Origin of the sequence: Sporanaerobacter acetigenes DSM 13106 (genome assembly GCF_900130025.1) — a bacterium.
Classification (GTDB): Bacteria; Bacillota; Clostridia; order Tissierellales; family Sporanaerobacteraceae; genus Sporanaerobacter; species Sporanaerobacter acetigenes.
Genome location: NZ_FQXR01000002.1, coordinates 221,407 through 241,267, shown reverse-complemented (window position 1 = coordinate 241,267; position 19,861 = coordinate 221,407). Strand labels below are relative to the sequence as shown.

The window sequence follows — 19,861 nt, the reverse complement described above, 5'->3', positions numbered from 1 at the left end:
GTGAAAATTGGTATATTTTGGAGAAAATTTAGGAATGTTGAGCAACAGATGAAGCTCAAACCTGATGAGACTTATGATGATGCGTATGAAGAAGCTCGTCATCATTATGGTGCTTTAAAGAATGCTGGATATGATGTTTGCATGCTAGAATGGAAAAAGGATCCTATGGAGACATGGAAGGATATTGAAAGAGAAAATGTAGATATGATATTTAATGTTTCTAGTACAAAAGAACTTGCTTTTTTAGAAACTTTTGGAATACCATATGTTGGCTCTGGTATTGATCTTGTGCCTTTAAACAAGGCTATTAGAAAAGAAATTATAGCATACAATGGTTTGCATACATCAAAATTTGTTATAGTTAAAGATGCCGATAAAATACCAAGGATAGATTTGAAGTATCCACTATTTGTTAAACCAATCAGTGGAAGAGGAAGTGCTGGAATTGATGAAGAAAATATTATTTATAAATATGAAGATTTGCCTAGAGTAGTAAGGAAAATCACTGAAGACATAGGTCAAGCAGCATTGATAGAGGAATTTATAGAAGGTAGGGAAATAACTGTTGGAGTAATAGGCTATTATGATCCCATAGTACTGCCTATTGTGGAGATTGGATACAATTCTGCTAAAACCAATACTTTTGAACATAAGATGTATGACAATGAGATAATAACTTGCCCAGCTAAATTTTCGTCAGAAAAGGAAAAAGAGATTAAAGATGCAGCTTTGAGTATATACAAAGCTTTAAATGCAAAAGATTATTCAAGAATTGACATGATTGTAGGAAAAGATGGTATACCATATTTCTTGGAGATAAACACATTTGCAGGGCTTACCATGGATTCTAGAAAAGATAAAGATGGAAATATTGAAATTCATCATGGATATATGGGTTATTCAGCAAAGGCACAAGGAATGGCTCCATCTGAATTTTTAGGGGCTATTTTAGAAAGTGCAATAGAAAGATATGGTTTATGCCTTGATGAATAAAGATGAGATTGATATTACCTCGGGATTTATAGTCCCGAGGTAATATCAATTTTTTTCTCCCTTTTTCCAAAAAGAGTATTTTAAAAGGGATATAGTCAAAAGCCCAAAGAATGCCAATGCCCCATATTTTCCTAGCATTTCATTTCCAAAGGCAATTCTTCCTAGTACACTCAATGGATTACCCTCAGTATCTACTCCAGCTGGAATGACTGCAAGTATAGCAAGTATAATTCCTATAAGCCCTTCTCCAGCTATAAGACCAGAAGAGTACAATACTCCACTGTCAATTTTTTCATCAATAGCTTTTATGTTTGCACCATTTTTTGCTTTTCTTCTGTCTAGTATTCCTCTTAAAACTCCTCCAAGCATTATAGGTGTACTCAAGTGAATTGGGAGATATAGACCTACTGCAAAAGGAAGTATTTGAATTCCCAATAGTTCAACAACTACTCCAATGGCTACTCCTGTAAATACAAGAGCCCAAGGAAGATTTCCATTCATAACACCTTCAATAACAAGTCTCATAAGAGTTGCTTGAGGTGCAGGAAGTTCTGATGAACCAAATCCCCATGCCTTGTTTAGAAGTACCAATACATATCCTATGACTAATGCTGATGCAACTACTCCAACAAGTTCTCCCAATTGCTGCTTTTTAGGAGTTGCTCCAACCAAGAAACCAGTTTTTAGGTCCTGGGACATATCGCCAGCCATTGCTGCAATGATACATATAACTGCTCCTACAGATAGAGCACCAATCATTCCTTCTTCTCCATCAAATCCTATGGATTTAAATATAATACTTGTGATAAGAAGTGTAGCTATAGTCATACCAGACACAGGGTTGTTGCTGCTTCCTACTAGTCCTACAAGTCTTGCTGAAACTGTTGCAAAGAAGAAACCAAATATAGCAATAATGAATGCACCTGGAATTCCAACAGGTATAATAGGTGTTGCACCTATAAATATTACTATAGCTAAAACTCCTAAAAATGCTATTTTTATTGGAATATCTTGTTCTGTTCTTAAAGCTGATTTGTCATTAGCTCCAGCTTTAAGTCCACTCATTGCTTCTTTAAAAGTTGTAAATATCAAAGGCAATGATTTGATAAGGCTTAATATTCCTCCAAAAGCTACTGCTCCAGCACCAATATATCTTATATAATAGTTCCATATGCCCCAATAATCTAGCTGTGACAAAGGTATTGCTGCAGGATAAATAGCTTCTGTTATAAATTGACCTAGATGAGTCATAAGCGGTATGATAACTAACCAACCTAAAACTGCACCAGAAAGCATGAATTTTGAAATTTTAGGTCCAACAATGAACCCAACTCCTAGAAGTGCAGGAAGTACATCAGCACCAATTGCTGCTCCTTTGTATCCTTTTATTGACCATTCAATTTCACTTGGGAAAAGTTTTAGTCCATCAGCTATAAATTTGTACAATGAACCTATTCCAAGCCCTGCAAATACTGTTTTTGCTTTAGCCCCTCCAGTTTCTCCAGCTTTCAATACTTCGGCACAAGCTGTTCCTTCTGGATAAGGTAGAGTACCATGCTCATTAACTATGAGTGCTTTTCTAAGTGGCAGCATAAGAAATGCTCCTAAAATTCCACCTACAAGAGCAATGACTGTGATTCTAAGCATGCTTGGTTCTGCCATTCCAAGTTCTTGTGACCAAATAAACAGTGCAGGAAGTGTAAATATTGCACCTGATGCAAGAGATTCTCCAGCTGAACCTATGGTTTGAACCATATTATTTTCTAGTATAGAATCTCTCTTCATGATACCACGAATTATTCCCATGGAAATAACTGCTGCTGGTATAGATGCACTAATGGTCATACCAACTCTTAAGCCTATATAAGCATTAGCAGCACCAAATACTATGGACATAAGAATACCAACAATGATTGCAGTTGGGGAAAATTCAGGCAGTACCTTGTCTGCAGGTATATAGGGTTTAAATTCTTCAGTATTTTTCACCTTTTTAACCTCCTTTGTAATAGTATTTTTTTTATCCTAAAATTTATGCAAGAAGAGGGGAAAAAACAAATTTAGTTTACATAATAAGTTTACATAATAATTATAAATTAAAAATTAAATCTATGCAATTTTAATATATTAGAGGATTTTCCAAATATATGTCGAATGGAAATACATATATATTCCTTAAGTATATTGATCGATAAGAAGGTGAAAATAGGGGGAGAGAGAATGAATTGGGAACCTAAAAATTTCAAGCTAGAAGCTACAACTATATGGAATTTTCCTGAAAGAGGAAATTGGGCTACTCATAATGGAGAATACAGGGGAAATTGGTCTCCATATGTGCCCAGAAATATTATTAGCAGGTATTCCCAAAAAGATGATATAGTTTTAGATCAATTTATGGGTAGTGGCACTACTTTAATTGAAACGAAATTATTACAAAGAAAAGGAATAGGAGTTGAGATTAATCCTGAAACAATTAAAATAGCGAAAAAAAGCTTAAATTTTGATAAAAATAGAGATTATGAACCTAGAATTTATAACGGAGATGCTAGAAATTTATACTTTGTACCCGACAATAGTATCGATTTGATTTGCACACATCCACCATATTCAAATATAATTAAATATAGTCAGGGAATAAAAGGTGATTTATCAAATTATGATGTGGACGAATTTATATATGAAATGGGAGCTGTGGTCAGAGAATGCTTTAGAGTTTTAAAAGAAGATAAATATTGTGCAATATTAATGGGAGATACAAGAAAGTCTAAACATATAGTACCATTGGGATTTAATGTGATGGAGAAGTATTTAGAAACTGGATTTTTATTAAAGGAAATCATTATCAAGGAGCAACACAATTGCAATACTACAAGTTTTTGGTATGAGAAAAGTGTACGATATAATTTTCTTTTAATAGCTCATGAGTATTTGTTTGTATTTAGGAAACCAAAGTTTAAAAATTAGTATTTATTAGGAGAGGATCAAATTGGATAAAGATGAATTTGTAATGCCTGTTGTCAAATGGGTGGGGGGCAAAAGACAGTTAATTTCTGAAATTGATAAATATCTACCTTCCAATTATTCAACTTATTATGAGCCATTTCTAGGTGGAGGAGCAGTGTTTTTTCACTTACAGCCTCATAAAGCAGTAGTTAATGATATAAATGAGGAGCTTATGAATTTATATCAAGTGATAAAAAACAATGTGGAAGATTTGATAGAAGATTTGAAAAAGCATAAAAACGAACCAGATTATTTTTATAAAATTAGAGAATTGGATAGAGACATTCAAAAATACAATGAGTTGACTCCTGTTGAAAGAGCTTCTAGGATACATTATCTAAATAAAACCTGTTACAATGGATTATTTAGGGTAAATTCTCAAGGCCAATTTAACGTACCTTTTGGGAGATACAAAAACCCCAATATTGTGAATGAAACGACTTTAAGAGCTGTAAGCAATTATTTTAATACTGCAAACATAATTTTTAAATGTTGTGACTTCGAAGAAGCAGTTAAAGGGTGTAGAAAAGGCAGTTTTATTTATTTTGATCCACCTTATGATCCTATTAGTGATACTAGCAGTTTTACAGGCTATGATAAAGGTGGTTTTGACAAAGCAGAACAAAAAAGACTAAAAGACCTATGTGATAATCTAAATAATAGAGGTGTTAAGTTTTTACTTTCCAATTCTGAAACTCAATTTATATTAGATCTATACAAGGATTATAGGATAGAAATAGTTCAAGCTAAAAGGTCAATAAATTCAAAAGGCAACAAGAGAGGAGAAGTAAATGAAGTGTTGGTGATGAATTATGAGTGAAACTAAAAATGATTTAGCTTGGAGTAAACTTTTTACTAAATATAATATTTTAAATGAAATAGAGAAAAAAGGATTTTTTGAAATTTCATCAATTCAAATCAATGAGTTTAGGGAAGCTAGATTGGCCACTAAATTTGATCATAAGATTAATTTGCCAAAGTTATTTAGAGAAAATCATTTATCCATTCTTCCTGTAACCAGGGGAAATTATGTTATTTCTCAATTTGAGGCCTATAAAGAATTTGATGAAATGAATACTGAAGTAACCAATATTGTTTTTCCAGAATATATAGAAAGCATTGATTATAAAAATATAACTTCCGAATCAATGGCTATAAATTGTGCTTTTGTATCAGGTATATTGTCAGATTTTTTTCAAGATGATAAAATCTTGCCTACTGTTAATGGAAGAATGAGCTCAGATAAATTTTCTTTTTATATCAATAATACTAATACAAATAAATCTGTGGAAGTTAAAGTTTCAAATTCTCAAATAGAAATTGATGGTGGTTTTGAGGGAAAAGAAAGTCTTGCACTAATAGAGGCTAAAAATTCCATTTCAGATGATTTTCTCATTAGGCAGTTATATTATCCTTATAGATTGTGGAACAGCAAAATAGCAAAGGCAATAAGGCCAATTTTCATGGTGTATTCTAATGGTATTTTTACATTGTATGAGTATGAATTTTTGGATACTTGCAATTATAATTCGTTAATTTTGACAAAACAAAAAAATTATACATTAGAACAATTTGATGTGAAGCTAGATGATATAAAGTCTATTCTAAATGAAGTGCAGGTAATAGAAGAACCAAGGATTCCATTTCCACAAGCAGATAATATGAAAAGATTGATAAACTTGTTGGAATTATTATATACAAATGATATGACAAAAGAAGAAATAACTACTACCTATGATTTTGACCCAAGACAAACTAATTATTATACTGATGCGGGCAGGTATTTAGGAGTAATAGATAAAAGAAGAGAAAATGAAAATATAGTTTATTTTTTAACTGATGAAGGAAAAAGACTTTTTAATATGAATTTAAAGTTAAGACAGCTTAAATTTGTAGAACTAATACTTAAACACAGTGCCTTCAATAAAGTCTTAAAAGAGTATTTTAAAGTAGAGAAAATGCCTGAAAAGAGTGATATTGTAGAGATAATGAAAAAATCAAATTTATATAGAATAGGATCTGAAGAAACATTCAAAAGAAGAGCACAGACAATTTCAAGTTGGATTAATTGGATATTAGAATTAGCTAAATAGCTAGCCACGGGGAGCCCCGTGGCATTTTACATTTATAATTATTGCTAGTTATAATATTAAAATTTCCGAATAAATATTGGTATGGACTAAATATGAGTTCAATATTCTAGCCTAGTGTGATATAATTTTTGTAATCCAATATAGAGGGGGTAAATACAATGGGTATTTTATCAAGATTTAAAGATATTATGTCTAGCAATATAAATGCAATGTTAGATAAGGCTGAAAATCCAGAAAAGATGATAGACCAATATTTAAGGGATCTAAATAGTGATTTAGGAAAAGTAAAAGCTGAAACAGCTTCCATAATGGCAGAGGAAAAGAGAGCTAAAAGACAATTAGATGAATGTAGAGAAGAAATTGCTAAGATGGAAAAGTATGCAGTGAAAGCATTGGAAGCAGGAAATGAAGACGATGCAAGAAAATTTTTAGAGAAAAAGGCTGAATTTACGAAAAAAGAAAGTGAATTGACAAAAGCATATGAATTGGCAGCTTCTAATTCTACAAGAATGAGACAAATGCATGACAAACTTGTAAGTGATATTGATGAATTGGAATCTAGAAGAGCTATGCTTAAAGGAAAAATGGCAGTAGCAAGAACTCAAGATAGAATAAATAAAATAGGTTCTTCAATAGATGATTCAAGTAAATCTATATCGGCTTTTGACAGAATGGAAGAAAGGGTAAACAAAGCATTAGATGAAGCAGAGGCAATGGCAGAATTAAATGATGGCAAAAAAGATGATATAGAAGAATTGGCAGCTAAATATGATGATGTTGACACGAGTATAGATGATGAGCTAGAGGCTCTAAAGGCAAAATTAAAAAATAATTAATAATACAAAAGCTGTAGATTTATCTACAGCTTTTATCCCAATTGTGAGGTGAATTGCTATGCTTATACATTATAAATGTCCTAATTGTGGTTCTGATATGGTCTTTGATAGCAATACTGGGAAACTTAAATGCAATAGTTGTGGAAGAGAAGATGATATAGAAGGTTTTTCAGATGAGTTTATAACTCGTACTTTTTCAGAAGAGGATGGAAAAGAATATCATTGTAAAAATTGCGGGGCAGTCATAATCACTGAAGCAGAAACTACAGCTACTACTTGTAGCTTTTGTGGAGCAGCAGTAGTTCTTGGAGATAGACTTTCAGGAACCATGGCTCCATCTAAAGTTATTCCTTTTAAAATCAGTAAAAAACAAGCTGAAGAGGCCTTTAAGTCTTGGTGCAAAAATGGACTTTTAACTCCAAAAGGTTTTATGACTGCTGATAGGGTCAAGAAGATTACAGGGATGTATGTTCCTTTCTGGCTATATGATTTAAACAGTAGAGTCGAAGTAAATGCTGTTGGTACCAAAATTAGAGAATATACTAGCGGAGATTATATTTATACAGAAACTAGATATTATGATGTGTATCGAGATATAAATCTTGATTATATAAAGGTGCCAGTAGATGCATCCGAAAAAATGAATGATGAACTAATGGATAAATTGGAGCCTTACAATTATACTGACTTAAAAGAATTCAAAACCCCATATTTAGCTGGGTATATTGCAGAAAAGTACAATTACGATGAATCCCGAATGCTACCAAGAGCTAAGGACAAAATTGAAAATTATATACAGTCCTATATAAATTCTACCATTATGGGATATTCATCAGTTAGATTTACAAATAAGCATATTGATACATCCAAGAAAAATGCTTATTACACTTTACTTCCTGTATGGATGGTGTATTATGACTATGAAGATTCAGAGCATGTTTTTGCTATGAATGGTCAAACGGGAAAAGTAGTAGGTAAACCTCCTATAAGCTATAAAAAAGTTGCTGCTTGGTTTGGTGGAATAGCTGGGTTTTCATTTATAATACTTAAGCTTATTTCAATTGCAATAGGAGGGGGATTATGGTGAGAAAAAAGAAAGTTTTAACGATTATTCTTTTATGTATTGTACTTCTAATTCCCTTTATATCAAATGCTTTAAAGGCAAGTGGCGATAAAAAACAGAGAATTTATGATTTGGCAGGACTATTAACTGGCGAAGAAGTAGAGGAACTTGAAATATTAGCTGAAAAATATAGTTCAAGAAGGCAAACGGATTTCATAGTCCTAACTACAGATGATACAGAGAAAAAAGATGTAGTAAAATATATGGAAGATTTTTATGATGAAAAAGCTTTAGGATATGATAAGCCCAATGGCAATTGTGCTATATTGACTGTGGATATGGAGCATAGGGAAGTGTATTTGGCAGGGGTTTATAAAGGAGAAGAGTATTTAGATGATTATAGATTAGATGAAATAAGATATAAAATAACACCTGCATTGTCAGAGGGAGACTACTATAGGGCATTTCATACATTCATAAAAACTTCCTATAAATATATGGGAATACGTCCTGGAGTGGATCCTGAAAATATTTTATTTAATAATTGGTTTCAATTGATTGTTTCCTTGATTATAGCAGGAATTGCAGTTGGAATTATGGTTTATAATTCAGGAGGCAAGGTCACTGTAAATGGGGGAACTTATGAAGATTTCAACACTACAAGAGTTCTTCAAAGAAGGGACAATTATATACGAACCTCAGTTGCAAAACGTAGAAAGCCATCAGACAATGGAAATCATTCCAGTGGCGGTGGTGGTCATAGTGGAGGTGGAGGAGTGACATCAGGTGGACACTCCCATAGTGGTAGCAGAGGTAGTTTCTAATACAATTAAACGAAAGGAATGATAATATGGCACTTTTTAAAAACCAATTTGCAAATGTAGTTGAATGGAAAGAATTTAGAGATGATATGATTTTTTGGAAATGGAACAATGATGAAATAAAGAAGGGAAGCAAGCTCATCATTCGTCCTGGGCAAGATGCTATATTTTTATATAATGGCAAAATTGAAGGAATATTTCAAGATGAAGGTGAGTACGATATTGAAACTCAAATAATTCCTTTTTTATCTACTCTTAAGGGTTTTAAATTTGGATTTAATACTGGCATGAGAGCAGAAGTATTGTTTGTAAACACTAAAGAATTTGTAGTAAAATGGGGAACTAAAAATGCTATAAATATTCCAACTCCTCAATTGCCAGGTGGTATGCCAGTTCGTTCCAATGGTACATTTACTTTTAAAGTCAATGACTATGTAGCGTTGATTGACAAAATTGCAGGGGTAAAGAATAGTTATTTAGTAGAAGATGTGAAAATAAGGATTACTGCAGTTTTAGATGAATTACTCATGAAGTGGATTTCAAAAGAGGGAAAGGATATGTTCAATCTTCAAGCCAATGCTTCTGAAATTGGCAGGGGAATCAAAGAAGATTTAGACATGAAAATAATAGATGATGGCATGACTATAACAGGATTCAATATCATGAGCTTTAATTATCCTGAGGAAATTCAAGATATGATAAATAAAACTGCATCTCATAGCATGATTGGAGATCTAGGCAAATATCAACAAGTATCCATGGTAGATGGCATATCATCTGGAAAAGTCAAAGGTGGAGGAACTGCTGCTGATATGGCAGGAATGATGATGGGAATGAACATAGCCAAAGAAATGATGGAAAACATGAACAACAATTCGAATAGCAATTCAAATAGCAACAAAAAACCAAATTTTTGCCCAAACTGTGGAGCAAAAACAGAAGGAGCAAACTTCTGCCCTAATTGCGGACAAAAATTGGCATAAACCGCCATGGGGACGTTTCGTTTGGCTGGTCAAATAGCGTCCCGGGGTTGGGCGGCGAGGTGCTAACTTTGAGATGATGTCAGGGGTCGGAGGGGTTATAGTTCCGACCTTTTGATTAGATAATGAGAATAGGGGGATTTTTATGAAGAAATTTTTTAAGATATTGGGATGGATTGTAGGGATATTTGTGTGTGTATTTTTGGTTTATTTATTAGCTATGACTATTACTGATTATAAACCAGAAGATACCATACCTTTGGAAGTGGAAAACAATCAAGATGAGGCTATATCTGCAGGAGAAACGTTTTCAATCACTACCTATAATATAGGGTATTGTGGAATGGATAGTGAGCAAGACTTTTTCATGGATGGAGGGACAGGCTCTCGTTCTTCAAGCAAAGAAAAGACTTTGGAAAACTTAAATGGGATAACTGATTTTTTAATAGACAGCAATTCTTCATTCATATTTGTACAAGAAGTCGATACTGATGCTACAAGGAGTTTTTGCATAGATCAGTACGAGCATTTAAAGAAAAACTTTGAGGATTATTCATCAAGTTTTGCAATAAATTATAAAACCCTTTGGGTTCCAGTTCCTGTATTTAGGCCTCATGGCAATGTAAATTCAGCAGGATTGGTTACATTGTCTAAGTACAATATAGATAGTGCTACTAGATATCAATTGCCAGGGAAAGAAAGCTGGCCTCGCCAATTGGCTGAATTGGACAGATGTTTTTTAGAAAGCAGGATTCCTTTAAACAATGGAAAGGAATTGGTTTTGGTAAACACTCATCTTTCTGCTTTTGACAAAGGTGGGAAAATAAGAGTTAAGCAACTTGGTTTTTTGAAAGAATATATAATGAGTGAATATGAGAAGGGCAATTATATAATAGTAGGGGGAGACTGGAATCATTTGATACCAACTACAGACCCTACAATATTTAAAACTATGGAACAGTGGCCTGATTGGCTGCAGAAGATACCAGAAGATTTCAAACCTGATGAATTCCAGTGGGTAGCAGATAAAAATGTGCCAACTACTAGAACAGATGCTACACCTTATGTAAAAGATGTAAACTTTACTGCTGTCATAGATGGATATTTAGTTTCTGACAATGTGGAAGTACTAAATGTCAAAGGACATTCCTTTGACTTCAAATACACCGACCACAATCCTGTGACTATGGAATTCAAATTAAAATAATGGGCTATCCAGGTAGAAAGGAGAAAATATGCTACTTATACTTAACTGTCTTATAGAGGAAAAGAGTGTCAATGATTTCAACAAAGCTATGGCAAAGCATTTAGAAGACTTGCCTGTGGAATATGATATTTTCAGGGTAAGAGATGCGAAAAGTATCCCTGATTTAAGCAAATATACTCATCTCATCATATCTGGTTCAGGAGCATCTACATTAGATGACAATTCTTGGGATGAAGATTTAAAAAATATAATACTCCATTTTGTTAAAAACCAAAAAGCTATATTGGGAATATGCTATGGGCATCAATTCCTTGTGAAAACTCTGTTGGGAGTGGAGCATATAAGGAAAACTGCAAATCCAGAAATAGGTTTTGCCAAAATAGATATTGCTGACAATGAGCTATTTAAGGGGATAGATGCACCTATATGCTGTGTAGCTCATTATGATGAAGTATTTGATTTAAATGAGGATTTCAGAGTAATAGCTAGAAATAGGAATTGTTCTGTTCATGCTTTTCAGTACAAAGATTTGCCTATTTGGGGCACTCAATTTCATCCAGAATATGGGGTAAAAGATGTAGAAGATATGGGGGATGAATTTTCTAAAGAAGATCCAAAGTTTAAAGAGCACTTCATAAATGAATTGGACAATAGGGACAAGCTATTTCAAAATAAATTGATATTTAGAAATTTCATAAACTCAAGCAAAATACATTTAAGACCTCATCATCTATTATGCATACAGTCCTATATAGGAAAGGGCTATAGTGAAGAATTTGTGGAAAATATGGATACTGTAGTCCGAAGCTTAAGGGAAAATAAAGACCAAATTATAAGAATAATTGAGGGCAATGATCATGTCTGCAAGTATTGTCCTCACAATATAGATGGAGCAAAATGTGAATCTGATGAAAAGGTAATAACCATGGACAAAAAGGTATTAGAGCATCTAGAAATTGCTCCAGGAGAATATACTTATAGCTATTTATTAGAAAGATTAAAGGAAAAGTTGACAGAAGAAGCCTTCCAAGATATCTGTGGAGACTGTGAATGGTACGATTTGTGCCATTAGAATGGCCATGAGGGGAAACCAGACCCTCATGGCTGTTTTTTTGTCTTTACAGCTGTAACATTTGTTACCGAAATTATGTGAAAAAGGGGGTAGACTAATACTAGATTTATGAAGGAGGATGGAAGATGGGAAGGTATTTTAATGAGAATGATTCTATTTATGATATAACTGAAAAATATCCAGAGCTGTTGGATTTGTTTGCTTCTAATGGATTTGAACATATGAAGGATGAATCAATGAGAAAAACTATGGGAAAGACTATTTCTTTAAAAATGGCATTAGCTATGAAGAAGATAAATATTGACACTTTTGTGGATAGAATGGTGGAAATAATTGAGGAAAACAGAAAAACTGTGGATGAAAGTTTGATTTTGTCAAATAGAAATATGGATGCGGATGTGAAAATTGATGGAGTGCTTCCTTGCCCTGTGAGGATTCCACTTATGGATGCTTTCGGTAAATGGATGGAGGAAGAAGGAAAAAGCTTAAATATATCTGTGGATTATGAACTTAAATCAGCTTCAGCTGGTGTGGATTGGATAAAGGATGCATTGGAAAAGGCTGAAACTGAAGAAGTATTGTCGGATATTTTCATTTCCGCTGGTTTTGATCTTTTCTTTGATACAAATCTTATGGGAAAGTTTAAATCTAAAGGTGTATTTAAAGATATGACTGGATTTGATCGTTTCAATTCTGATTTTGACAATGAATATATTGATTTAAAAGATCCAGCTAGGCAGTATTCTATTATAGGAGTAGTTCCAGCAGTATTTCTTCTGAATACGGAAGAGTTAAATGGAAGAGAAATGCCAAGAAGTTGGGAGGATATTTTAAGTCCTGAATTCGAAAATACAGTGAGCTTGCCTATTGGAGATTTTGATTTGTTCAATTCTATATTACTTAATATATATAAGAAATATGGGGAAGAGGGAATAGAAAAGTTGGGGAAATCACTTCAAAGAGGAATGCATCCTTCTGAAATGGTTAAGTCTCATATGAAGAGTTCGGAAAAACCAGCAGTTACAATCATGCCTTACTTTTTCACCAAGATGATTAAAAGGGGTAGTCCTATGGTGGCTGTTTGGCCTTCTGATGGAGCTATTATAAGTCCTATATTCTTGCTTTCTAAGAATTCAAATAGTGAAAAGGTGAAACCTTTTGTAGAATTCTTTTCATCAAAAGCTGTTGGAGAAATATTAGCTCACAATGGAAGATTTCCAAGTACCCATCCAGAGGTAGATAATATGATTTCAAAGGAACATAAATATATGTGGCTTGGTTGGGATTATATAAATTCAAACAATATTGGAGAGTTGATTCATAAATGCGAGAATATATTTAATAGAGCCGTAGAGGAGAGATAATATGAATTTAGTTACGTTTTCAGGTCCTCCTTCTTCAGGGAAGACTTCTATAATATTAAAGACTATTGAAGCATTAAAAATGAGAGATATTTCTGTAGGGGTTGTTAAATTTGACTGCCTTTATACAGATGATGATATATTGTACGAAAAGGCAAATGTGCCTGTGAAAAAAGGACTATCTGGTTCTCTTTGCCCAGACCACTTTTTTGTAAGCAATATTGAAGAGGTGGTTCAGTGGGGAAGAAAGCTTGATTTGGATTTACTCATCACAGAAAGTGCAGGACTTTGCAATAGATGTTCACCTTATATAAAGGGAATCAAATCAGTTTGTGTCATTGACAATTTAAGTGGGATAAATACTCCCAAAAAAATAGGGCCAATGCTTAAATCTGCTGATATTGTAGTTATTACAAAAGGAGATATAGTTTCTCAAGCAGAAAGGGAAGTGTTTTTATCAAGAGTAAATTCTGTAAATCCAAGGGCCATATCTATGCATATAAATGGACTCACAGGACAAGGCGCCTATGAACTCAGCACTCTTCTTTATGATGAAGATGAAAAGATAGATACAGTACAAGGAAGAGAATTGAAATTTCCTATGCCATCAGCATTGTGTTCTTATTGTCTTGGAGAAACAAGAATTGGTGAAGCATATCAAATGGGGAATATAAGAAAGATGAAATTAGGTGATGAAGATGAAAAATAAGGTGAATTCAATTAAAATAGGAGAATTAAAACAAAAATATCCTTTTATAATAGACTATTTTGCTGCCAATAAGCTAAATGTAGATGGCTACGAAGACTATAGTTTTAAGGAGTATTTAGAACATTTCACCGAAGAAGAAAAAGAACAATGGGCTATTGATACTGAAGTTCTAATGGAAGGACTAAATTTATATATAAATCAAATGGTAGAGTTTCTTGGAATAAAAGAAGAAACTTCTGTTAAGAGTCTAACTATATTGGCAGGTCGAGATAAAAGTGGAAATAAGGAAGGGTTTGAAAAGATAAGTATAAAAAGTGGAGAGATCATTTCTATTGTAGGTCCTACTGGTTCAGGAAAGAGTAGATTGTTGGCAGATATTGAGTGGGCAGCTCAAAATGACACTCCTACAGGAAGGACTATTCTCATAAATGATGAAGTACCAGATAAAAAGTGGAGATTTTCTTCCAACAATAGACTTGTAGCTCAACTTTCACAAAATATGAATTTTGTCATGGACTTGACTGTTCATGAATTTTTAATTCTTCACGCCAAAAGTAGAATGGTAGAAAATGAAGAGGAAGTTGTGAAAAACATTATAGAGGAGGCAAACAATTTGGCGGGGGAAAAATTTGATTTAAATACCCCTATAACTAGCTTAAGTGGTGGCCAGTCAAGGGCTCTAATGATTGCAGACACAGCAATTTTGAGTTCATCCCCTATAGTTTTGATTGATGAAATTGAAAATGCGGGTATTGACAGAAAGAAAGCACTACATCTATTGGTAAGTAGTGACAAAGTTGTCCTTATGGCGACTCATGACCCAATTTTAGCTCTTATGGGTGATAGGAGAATTGTCATAAAAAATGGTGGAATAAAAGACATCATAGAGATTAGTGATGAAGAAAAAGAAGTACTATTTCAATTGGAAAAGATGGACAGCGTCATTCAACAGATGAGAAATAGTTTGAGAAATGGAGAAAAACTAGAAAGGTGTAACAATTGTTACCGAAATTAAAGAGAATGTATACTAATATAGTTTCATAGAGAAAAATATTGAGGAGGTAGAAAAATGAGTATGTTTTGTTATCAATGTCAAGAAACAGCTAAGGGAAAAGGCTGTACAATGCAAGGGGTATGTGGAAAGACTTCTGATGTGGCAAATTTACAAGATTTATTGATTTACACATTAAAGGGAATATCAATATTGGGATTAAAGGCTGACGAAATTGGGATGAATATACCAGAAGTAAATAAGATGTTGGTAGATGGACTATTTATGACAATAACAAATGCAAATTTTGATAAGGATAGATTTGTTAAAAAAATTCGAGAAGCTCTTGAATTGAGAGAAGAACTTAAAGCTCAATTAAAGGAAAAGGGAGTAGAGTTAGAAAATCTTCATGATTCAGCTACATGGTATGGAGAAACAGTTGAAGCCTTTGAAGCTAAGGCTGATAGCGTACAAGTTGGAGTATTGGCAACGGAAAATGAAGATATTCGTTCTCTTAGAGAATTAATCACTTATGGAGTAAAGGGAATGGCTGCTTATGTAGAACATGCAGTAAATTTAGGTTTTGAAGATGAAAATATATACAAATTTATGAGAAAAGCTTTAGTAGCTACATTGGATGATAGTCTTACAGTAGATGAACTTGTAGCACTTACATTGGAAACAGGTAAATATGGTGTAGATACTATGGCATTATTAGACAAGGCCAATACTGAGACTTATGGAAATCCAGAAATCACAGAGGTAAATATAGGAGTTAGAAACAATCCAGCAATACTTATATCAGGTCATGATTTGAAGGATATGGAAGAACTTTTAAAACAAACTGAAGGTACTGGAGTAGATGTATATACTCATGGAGAAATGTTGCCAGCTCATTATTATCCAGCATTTAAGAAATATCCTCATTTTGCAGGAAATTACGGAAATGCTTGGTGGAAACAAAAAGAAGAATTTGAAAAATTCAATGGTCCAATACTATTTACAACTAATTGTATAGTACCACCTGCACCTAATAGCTCATATGCAGATAGAGTTTATACTACAGGTTCAACAGGTTATCCGGGATTTAAACATATACCTGATAGAGTAGATGGACAAGCAAAAGATTTTTCTGAAATAATTGAACATGCAAAGAAATTGCCAGCACCTACTGAAATTGAAACAGGTAAAATTGTTGGAGGATTTGCTCACAATCAAGTATTTGCATTGGCTGATCAAATTGTAGAAGCTGTAAAGACTGGAGCAATAAAGAAGTTCTTTGTAATGGCTGGTTGTGATGGAAGAATGAAATCAAGGGATTATTATACAGAATTTGCAACGGCTCTTCCAAAGGATACAGTCATTCTTACCGCAGGATGTGCAAAATATAAATACAACAAATTAGATCTTGGAGATATAAACGGGATTCCAAGAGTGTTTGATGCAGGGCAATGCAACGATTCATATTCATTAGCACTTATAGCACTTAAATTGAAGGAAATATTTAAACTTGAAGATGTAAATGAATTGCCAATAGCATACAATATTGCATGGTATGAACAAAAAGCTGTTATAGTACTTCTTGGACTGTTGTATCTAGGAGTTAAGAATATTCATCTAGGACCAACTCTACCAGCATTTCTTTCACCAAATGTAGTCAATGTATTGGTTGAAAACTTTGGAATAGCAGGAATCACAAATGTGGAAGACGATATGAAAATATTCATGGCATAAAAGCAACAGGCCACTGAAAAAATATTTTTTCAGTGGCCTTTGGCATCTATCATTGCTTCTTCTATTTGTAAAATACATGCTCACCAATTTTGGCTACATACGTTTTGTTTTTGATAATCCATTTGCCTTCTGCTTTTTTAGGATTGAAAAAATAAGTAGAATTTCCTACTGGTTTTTGTCCACTAATTGCTTCTTTTGCTGCATTTATACTTTCTTGTGATGGAGTATTGTAGATAGTTCCTTCTGCAACAGGGCTAAATTGAGGAATGTTTTGATAGTATTCAAATATTACACCTTTCACAGTATTTGGGAAAGCGCTTGATGCTACTCTATTTAGTATTACACTACCTACAGCTACTTTTCCACTGTACGGTTCTCCTCCTGATTCAGCGTTGATTATTCTAGAAAGCCAATACAAATCTGTTGAACCAGTATCTCTACCAAGACTTGTCCCACGAGAAACTGTTGGTGTTGAATACAACAATGATTGAGTTTGTTTGCCGGCTATACCGTCAACAGCAATTTTATTAGCCTTTTGAAAATTAATCACAGCATTTCTGGTGTTTTTGCCATAGATACCATCAACTTTTCCAGCTGAAAAGCCTTTTTTGTTTAGGGCTTTTTGCAAAGTGGATACTTTTTCACCTCTACTGCCCATTTTTAAGTTTATATAAGTATTAGTTTGAGCAGCATGAACACTTGTCATGTTGGAAAAGATTAGCACTAGTAAGAGGAATATGGGAAAAACCTTCTTTAAACTTGTTTTCATAAGTAAATACACTCCTTCCTTGTTCTGCTTCCGAAGTTAGCTGACGGGTTCGGGATAGAAGGTTCCCTACCATAGACAATATGGATTAACCCCTTAGTGGTTCCTCCGTACCTGGAAAATTCAGGATTCAGCAAGTGTAGCTTTTTTACATATTTAACATTATAAGAATAAATGAACGGATTGTCAACCAAAAACAGGGGAAAGGAATAAATTACCGTTTGGAAAAATTATATGTATAAAAAAATGGCGAGGTAATCTCGCCATTTAAATATTATTTTAGATAAATTGTGAACTCTTCCCCAATTTGTTTATAATCATTACTCATTCTTCCTGATTCTCTAGGAAATTTTGCAGCATAGGGGGTTAGAGTAATGGATGTGATTTTATCAGATAAATCATTATTTAAACTTAAATATTTAAATACTAAATTTTCTTCTGACTGTCTAATAAGATAAAAATTCACTTTGTTTTCCAAATTGTCATGTCCCATCAACTTAATATCATATACATCTTCAGATTCACCTTTTATTTTTGCATATATTTTTTGATTTACAGGATTGTATCTAAATTCTTCCAAAGTACATTGTTGATTGTCTATTTTGAAAGAATAATCTAATGGAACTTGATAAGTATTTGCCATCAATTCTTTGCCATTTGCAGTAAATTCAAATTCCCAGTTTTCTTGTACATTTCCTTCTTCTTCGATCGCATTACCTTGAGAATTCCATATATAATAATTAAAATTACTTAATACAATTTTTATATCCATATTTTTTGTAAGCTCAATATCTTTAGCTTCTGTGGAATACGTGTTAACAAATAGGGTTTTAGAATTATTAATTCCTTGAGAGCTACCACTAGCGCTGTAAAAGTTTAGTCTCTTTCCATTAATAAAGATATCATAATTAAAGCGAAATTCATCTACAGGTTCATTCGTTTCAAGAATTGTAGAGAATATAAGCTCATCTTTATCAATGATTACATCGGAGAGTTTCACTCCTATTCCATTGTTTTCTACTACTTGATTAACTACATTTGCATAAGGTTCAATATTTTTCTCAATATTAAGAGCTTTTCCTATAGAATAAGATATTTCTGAAATTTTTGATTGAGTAGCAGCGAAAGCTTTTTTCCCAAAGTTTGTTCTACTTAAAACACCTACAGACAATACTATTGCAGCTGCAATAGCTCCAAATCTTTTAACATTAAACTTTTTCTTAGTATTTTTTCTAAAACTTTTTTTCAATTTCTGTTTTTCTATATCACTTAAATCCTCTTTTTCATAATTTTCAATATTAAAATCCACTTCATTTAAAAGCTCATAAATAGCTTTAGAGTCCTTCATTTTTAAAACCTCCTTCAACATCACATTCATGACGAATTTTCTTTTTTCCTCTTGAAAGCCTGTTATAGAGGATGGACTTTTTAAGACCTGTATCCTTAGATATTTCATCTATATTTTTATCTTCAAAGTAAAGTTTTTTAAAAATTTCTCTATCTTCTTCTGATAAACTTTGGAGGATTTTCTCGGTTTGTTCACTGACTTCATTTTGGAGAATTTTTTTTAGGGTATTATCTTCTACAGATATGGTTACATCTTCTATATTTTCATTTTCTGTGTCCTTTAAGTATTTCCTTATATAATCTATGGATTTATATTTTGCAATTCCTCCTATCCAATTTTTAAAGCTGGATTTTTCAGGCTCATAATAGTCAATGTTTTTCCAAATGGCAAGGAGACAGTCATTCATACATTCCTCATAAAAATCCATAAGATAGAAGAGATGCTTCTTTAAAACTGTTTTAAGAACCCAGGCATAATTGTCAATGACATATTCCAAGGCCTTTTCATTTCCCTTCTTCATTTGTTCAACAAAATTTTCTTCTGTTATCTTCAATGGCACCACCTTCTTTTAAATTAAATTTCTACATGTAGATATTTATTCCTTCATTTAATACTTCGAAAGAGTAACAACAAATCTATCAAAAACTTAAAATTTTATATATAAATATTATACTTTTTATCTATTGACAACAGTATAGTGTTTATATATAGCTATATGTAAATTCGAATCTTGGCAAATGACTTACATGTAAGTGTCTTAACAACCAGGAGGTGAGGGTCAAAGCGTTGTATGGTAGAGGAGGAAGATGAATGAGTTTACAATTGACCGCTCTAATTATTTTTTAGTATAGCTCTGAATATATATGTATATGAAATTACAAATTATG

At 33.0% G+C, this 19,861-nt stretch carries 18 protein-coding genes and 1 riboswitch; of the genes, 14 read left to right on the top strand and 4 right to left on the bottom strand.

The genetic code is table 11. The annotated features are described in order from the left end of the window. Positions 1–993: a D-alanine--D-alanine ligase family protein gene (locus tag BUA21_RS01140; protein WP_072742691.1), complete on the top strand. Its 993-nt coding sequence runs from the start codon at positions 1–3 to the stop codon at positions 991–993. A gap of 45 nt (positions 994–1,038) precedes the next feature. On the opposite strand, the gene BUA21_RS01135 is transcribed toward BUA21_RS01140, so the two are convergent. Beyond that, positions 1,039–2,979, bottom strand: a complete 1,941-nt coding sequence (locus BUA21_RS01135) for an OPT family oligopeptide transporter (protein ID WP_143147116.1) — start codon at positions 2,977–2,979, stop codon at positions 1,039–1,041. Between the two features lie 231 nt (positions 2,980–3,210). Between BUA21_RS01135 and BUA21_RS01130 the strand changes: the two genes are divergently transcribed. The 13 genes from BUA21_RS01130 to hcp all read left to right on the top strand — a co-directional run bounded on the left by BUA21_RS01130 (position 3,211) and on the right by hcp (position 16,860). Further along, on the top strand, positions 3,211–3,954 hold the full coding sequence (locus tag BUA21_RS01130; protein WP_072742689.1) for a TRM11 family SAM-dependent methyltransferase: 744 nt from the start codon (positions 3,211–3,213) through the stop codon (positions 3,952–3,954). Positions 3,955–3,976: 22 nt separating this feature from the next. Beyond that, complete coding sequence (locus BUA21_RS01125) at positions 3,977–4,813, top strand: DNA adenine methylase (protein WP_143147115.1); 837 nt, start codon at positions 3,977–3,979, stop codon at positions 4,811–4,813. Further along, entirely contained in the window at positions 4,806–6,086 is a 1,281-nt protein-coding gene (locus tag BUA21_RS01120; protein WP_072742688.1) for a type II restriction enzyme, read from the top strand. The genes BUA21_RS01125 and BUA21_RS01120 overlap by 8 nt, the downstream gene beginning before the upstream one ends. Positions 6,087–6,244: 158 nt before the next feature. After that, on the top strand, positions 6,245–6,922 hold the full coding sequence (locus tag BUA21_RS01115; RefSeq protein WP_072742687.1) for a PspA/IM30 family protein: 678 nt from the start codon (positions 6,245–6,247) through the stop codon (positions 6,920–6,922). Between the two features lie 58 nt (positions 6,923–6,980). Continuing rightward, complete coding sequence (locus BUA21_RS01110; RefSeq protein WP_072742686.1) at positions 6,981–8,009, top strand: TFIIB-type zinc ribbon-containing protein; 1,029 nt, start codon at positions 6,981–6,983, stop codon at positions 8,007–8,009. Continuing rightward, positions 8,003–8,809, top strand: coding sequence for a TPM domain-containing protein (locus tag BUA21_RS01105; protein ID WP_072742685.1), 807 nt, complete (start codon positions 8,003–8,005; stop codon positions 8,807–8,809). Before BUA21_RS01110 ends, BUA21_RS01105 begins: the two co-directional genes overlap by 7 nt. Positions 8,810–8,835: 26 nt before the next feature. Then, positions 8,836–9,789 carry an SPFH domain-containing protein gene (locus BUA21_RS01100; RefSeq protein ID WP_072742684.1) on the top strand — a complete coding sequence of 318 codons (954 nt, stop codon included), beginning with the start codon at positions 8,836–8,838 and terminating at the stop codon, positions 9,787–9,789. Between the two features lie 142 nt (positions 9,790–9,931). Continuing rightward, complete coding sequence (locus tag BUA21_RS01095; protein WP_072742683.1) at positions 9,932–10,993, top strand: endonuclease/exonuclease/phosphatase family protein; 1,062 nt, start codon at positions 9,932–9,934, stop codon at positions 10,991–10,993. Positions 10,994–11,021: 28 nt separating this feature from the next. Further along, complete coding sequence (locus BUA21_RS14415) at positions 11,022–12,065, top strand: DUF1284 domain-containing protein (RefSeq protein WP_084604081.1); 1,044 nt, start codon at positions 11,022–11,024, stop codon at positions 12,063–12,065. Between the two features lie 125 nt (positions 12,066–12,190). Continuing rightward, positions 12,191–13,429, top strand: a complete 1,239-nt coding sequence (locus BUA21_RS01080) for an ABC transporter substrate-binding protein (protein WP_072742682.1) — start codon at positions 12,191–12,193, stop codon at positions 13,427–13,429. Between the two features lies 1 nt (position 13,430). After that, positions 13,431–14,135: a GTP-binding protein gene (locus tag BUA21_RS01075; protein ID WP_072742681.1), complete on the top strand. Its 705-nt coding sequence runs from the start codon at positions 13,431–13,433 to the stop codon at positions 14,133–14,135. Beyond that, positions 14,119–15,150: an ATP-binding cassette domain-containing protein gene (locus BUA21_RS01070; RefSeq protein WP_072742680.1), complete on the top strand. Its 1,032-nt coding sequence runs from the start codon at positions 14,119–14,121 to the stop codon at positions 15,148–15,150. The genes BUA21_RS01075 and BUA21_RS01070 overlap by 17 nt, the downstream gene beginning before the upstream one ends. Positions 15,151–15,204: 54 nt before the next feature. After that, a complete protein-coding gene (gene hcp, locus BUA21_RS01065) occupies positions 15,205–16,860 on the top strand; it encodes a hydroxylamine reductase (protein ID WP_072742679.1) in 1,656 nt (551 codons plus the stop codon). Positions 16,861–16,921: 61 nt separating this feature from the next. Here hcp and BUA21_RS01060 read toward each other — a convergent pair whose 3' ends face one another. From BUA21_RS01060 to BUA21_RS01050, 3 genes are all read right to left on the bottom strand, one after another. Next, positions 16,922–17,629, bottom strand: coding sequence for a cell wall hydrolase (locus BUA21_RS01060; protein WP_072742678.1), 708 nt, complete (start codon positions 17,627–17,629; stop codon positions 16,922–16,924). Positions 17,630–17,639: 10 nt separating this feature from the next. Beyond that, a riboswitch (cyclic di-AMP (ydaO/yuaA leader) is annotated at positions 17,640–17,772 on the bottom strand. A gap of 128 nt (positions 17,773–17,900) precedes the next feature. After that, entirely contained in the window at positions 17,901–18,974 is a 1,074-nt protein-coding gene (locus BUA21_RS01055) for a DUF4179 domain-containing protein (protein ID WP_072742677.1), read from the bottom strand. Beyond that, complete coding sequence (locus BUA21_RS01050; RefSeq protein ID WP_072742676.1) at positions 18,961–19,527, bottom strand: sigma-70 family RNA polymerase sigma factor; 567 nt, start codon at positions 19,525–19,527, stop codon at positions 18,961–18,963. Before BUA21_RS01050 ends, BUA21_RS01055 begins: the two co-directional genes overlap by 14 nt. Positions 19,528–19,861: the final 334 nt, after the last annotated feature.

Excerpts from the sequence above, each read along its gene's own strand:
- BUA21_RS01130 (WP_072742689.1), top strand. The coding sequence starts at position 3,211 with ATGAATTGGGAACCTAAAAATTTCAAGCTAGAAGCTACAACTATATGG.
- BUA21_RS14415 (WP_084604081.1), top strand. The coding sequence starts at position 11,022 with ATGCTACTTATACTTAACTGTCTTATAGAGGAAAAGAGTGTCAATGAT.
- BUA21_RS01115 (WP_072742687.1), top strand. The coding sequence starts at position 6,245 with ATGGGTATTTTATCAAGATTTAAAGATATTATGTCTAGCAATATAAAT.
- BUA21_RS01055 (WP_072742677.1), bottom strand. The coding sequence starts at position 18,974 with ATGAAGGACTCTAAAGCTATTTATGAGCTTTTAAATGAAGTGGATTTT.
- BUA21_RS01075 (WP_072742681.1), top strand. The coding sequence starts at position 13,431 with ATGAATTTAGTTACGTTTTCAGGTCCTCCTTCTTCAGGGAAGACTTCT.
- BUA21_RS01060 (WP_072742678.1), bottom strand. The coding sequence starts at position 17,629 with ATGAAAACAAGTTTAAAGAAGGTTTTTCCCATATTCCTCTTACTAGTG.
- BUA21_RS01105 (WP_072742685.1), top strand. The coding sequence starts at position 8,003 with ATGGTGAGAAAAAAGAAAGTTTTAACGATTATTCTTTTATGTATTGTA.
- hcp (WP_072742679.1), top strand. The coding sequence starts at position 15,205 with ATGAGTATGTTTTGTTATCAATGTCAAGAAACAGCTAAGGGAAAAGGC.
- BUA21_RS01080 (WP_072742682.1), top strand. The coding sequence starts at position 12,191 with ATGGGAAGGTATTTTAATGAGAATGATTCTATTTATGATATAACTGAA.
- BUA21_RS01110 (WP_072742686.1), top strand. The coding sequence starts at position 6,981 with ATGCTTATACATTATAAATGTCCTAATTGTGGTTCTGATATGGTCTTT.
- BUA21_RS01070 (WP_072742680.1), top strand. The coding sequence starts at position 14,119 with ATGAAGATGAAAAATAAGGTGAATTCAATTAAAATAGGAGAATTAAAA.
- BUA21_RS01100 (WP_072742684.1), top strand. The coding sequence starts at position 8,836 with ATGGCACTTTTTAAAAACCAATTTGCAAATGTAGTTGAATGGAAAGAA.
- BUA21_RS01095 (WP_072742683.1), top strand. The coding sequence starts at position 9,932 with ATGAAGAAATTTTTTAAGATATTGGGATGGATTGTAGGGATATTTGTG.
- BUA21_RS01120 (WP_072742688.1), top strand. The coding sequence starts at position 4,806 with ATGAGTGAAACTAAAAATGATTTAGCTTGGAGTAAACTTTTTACTAAA.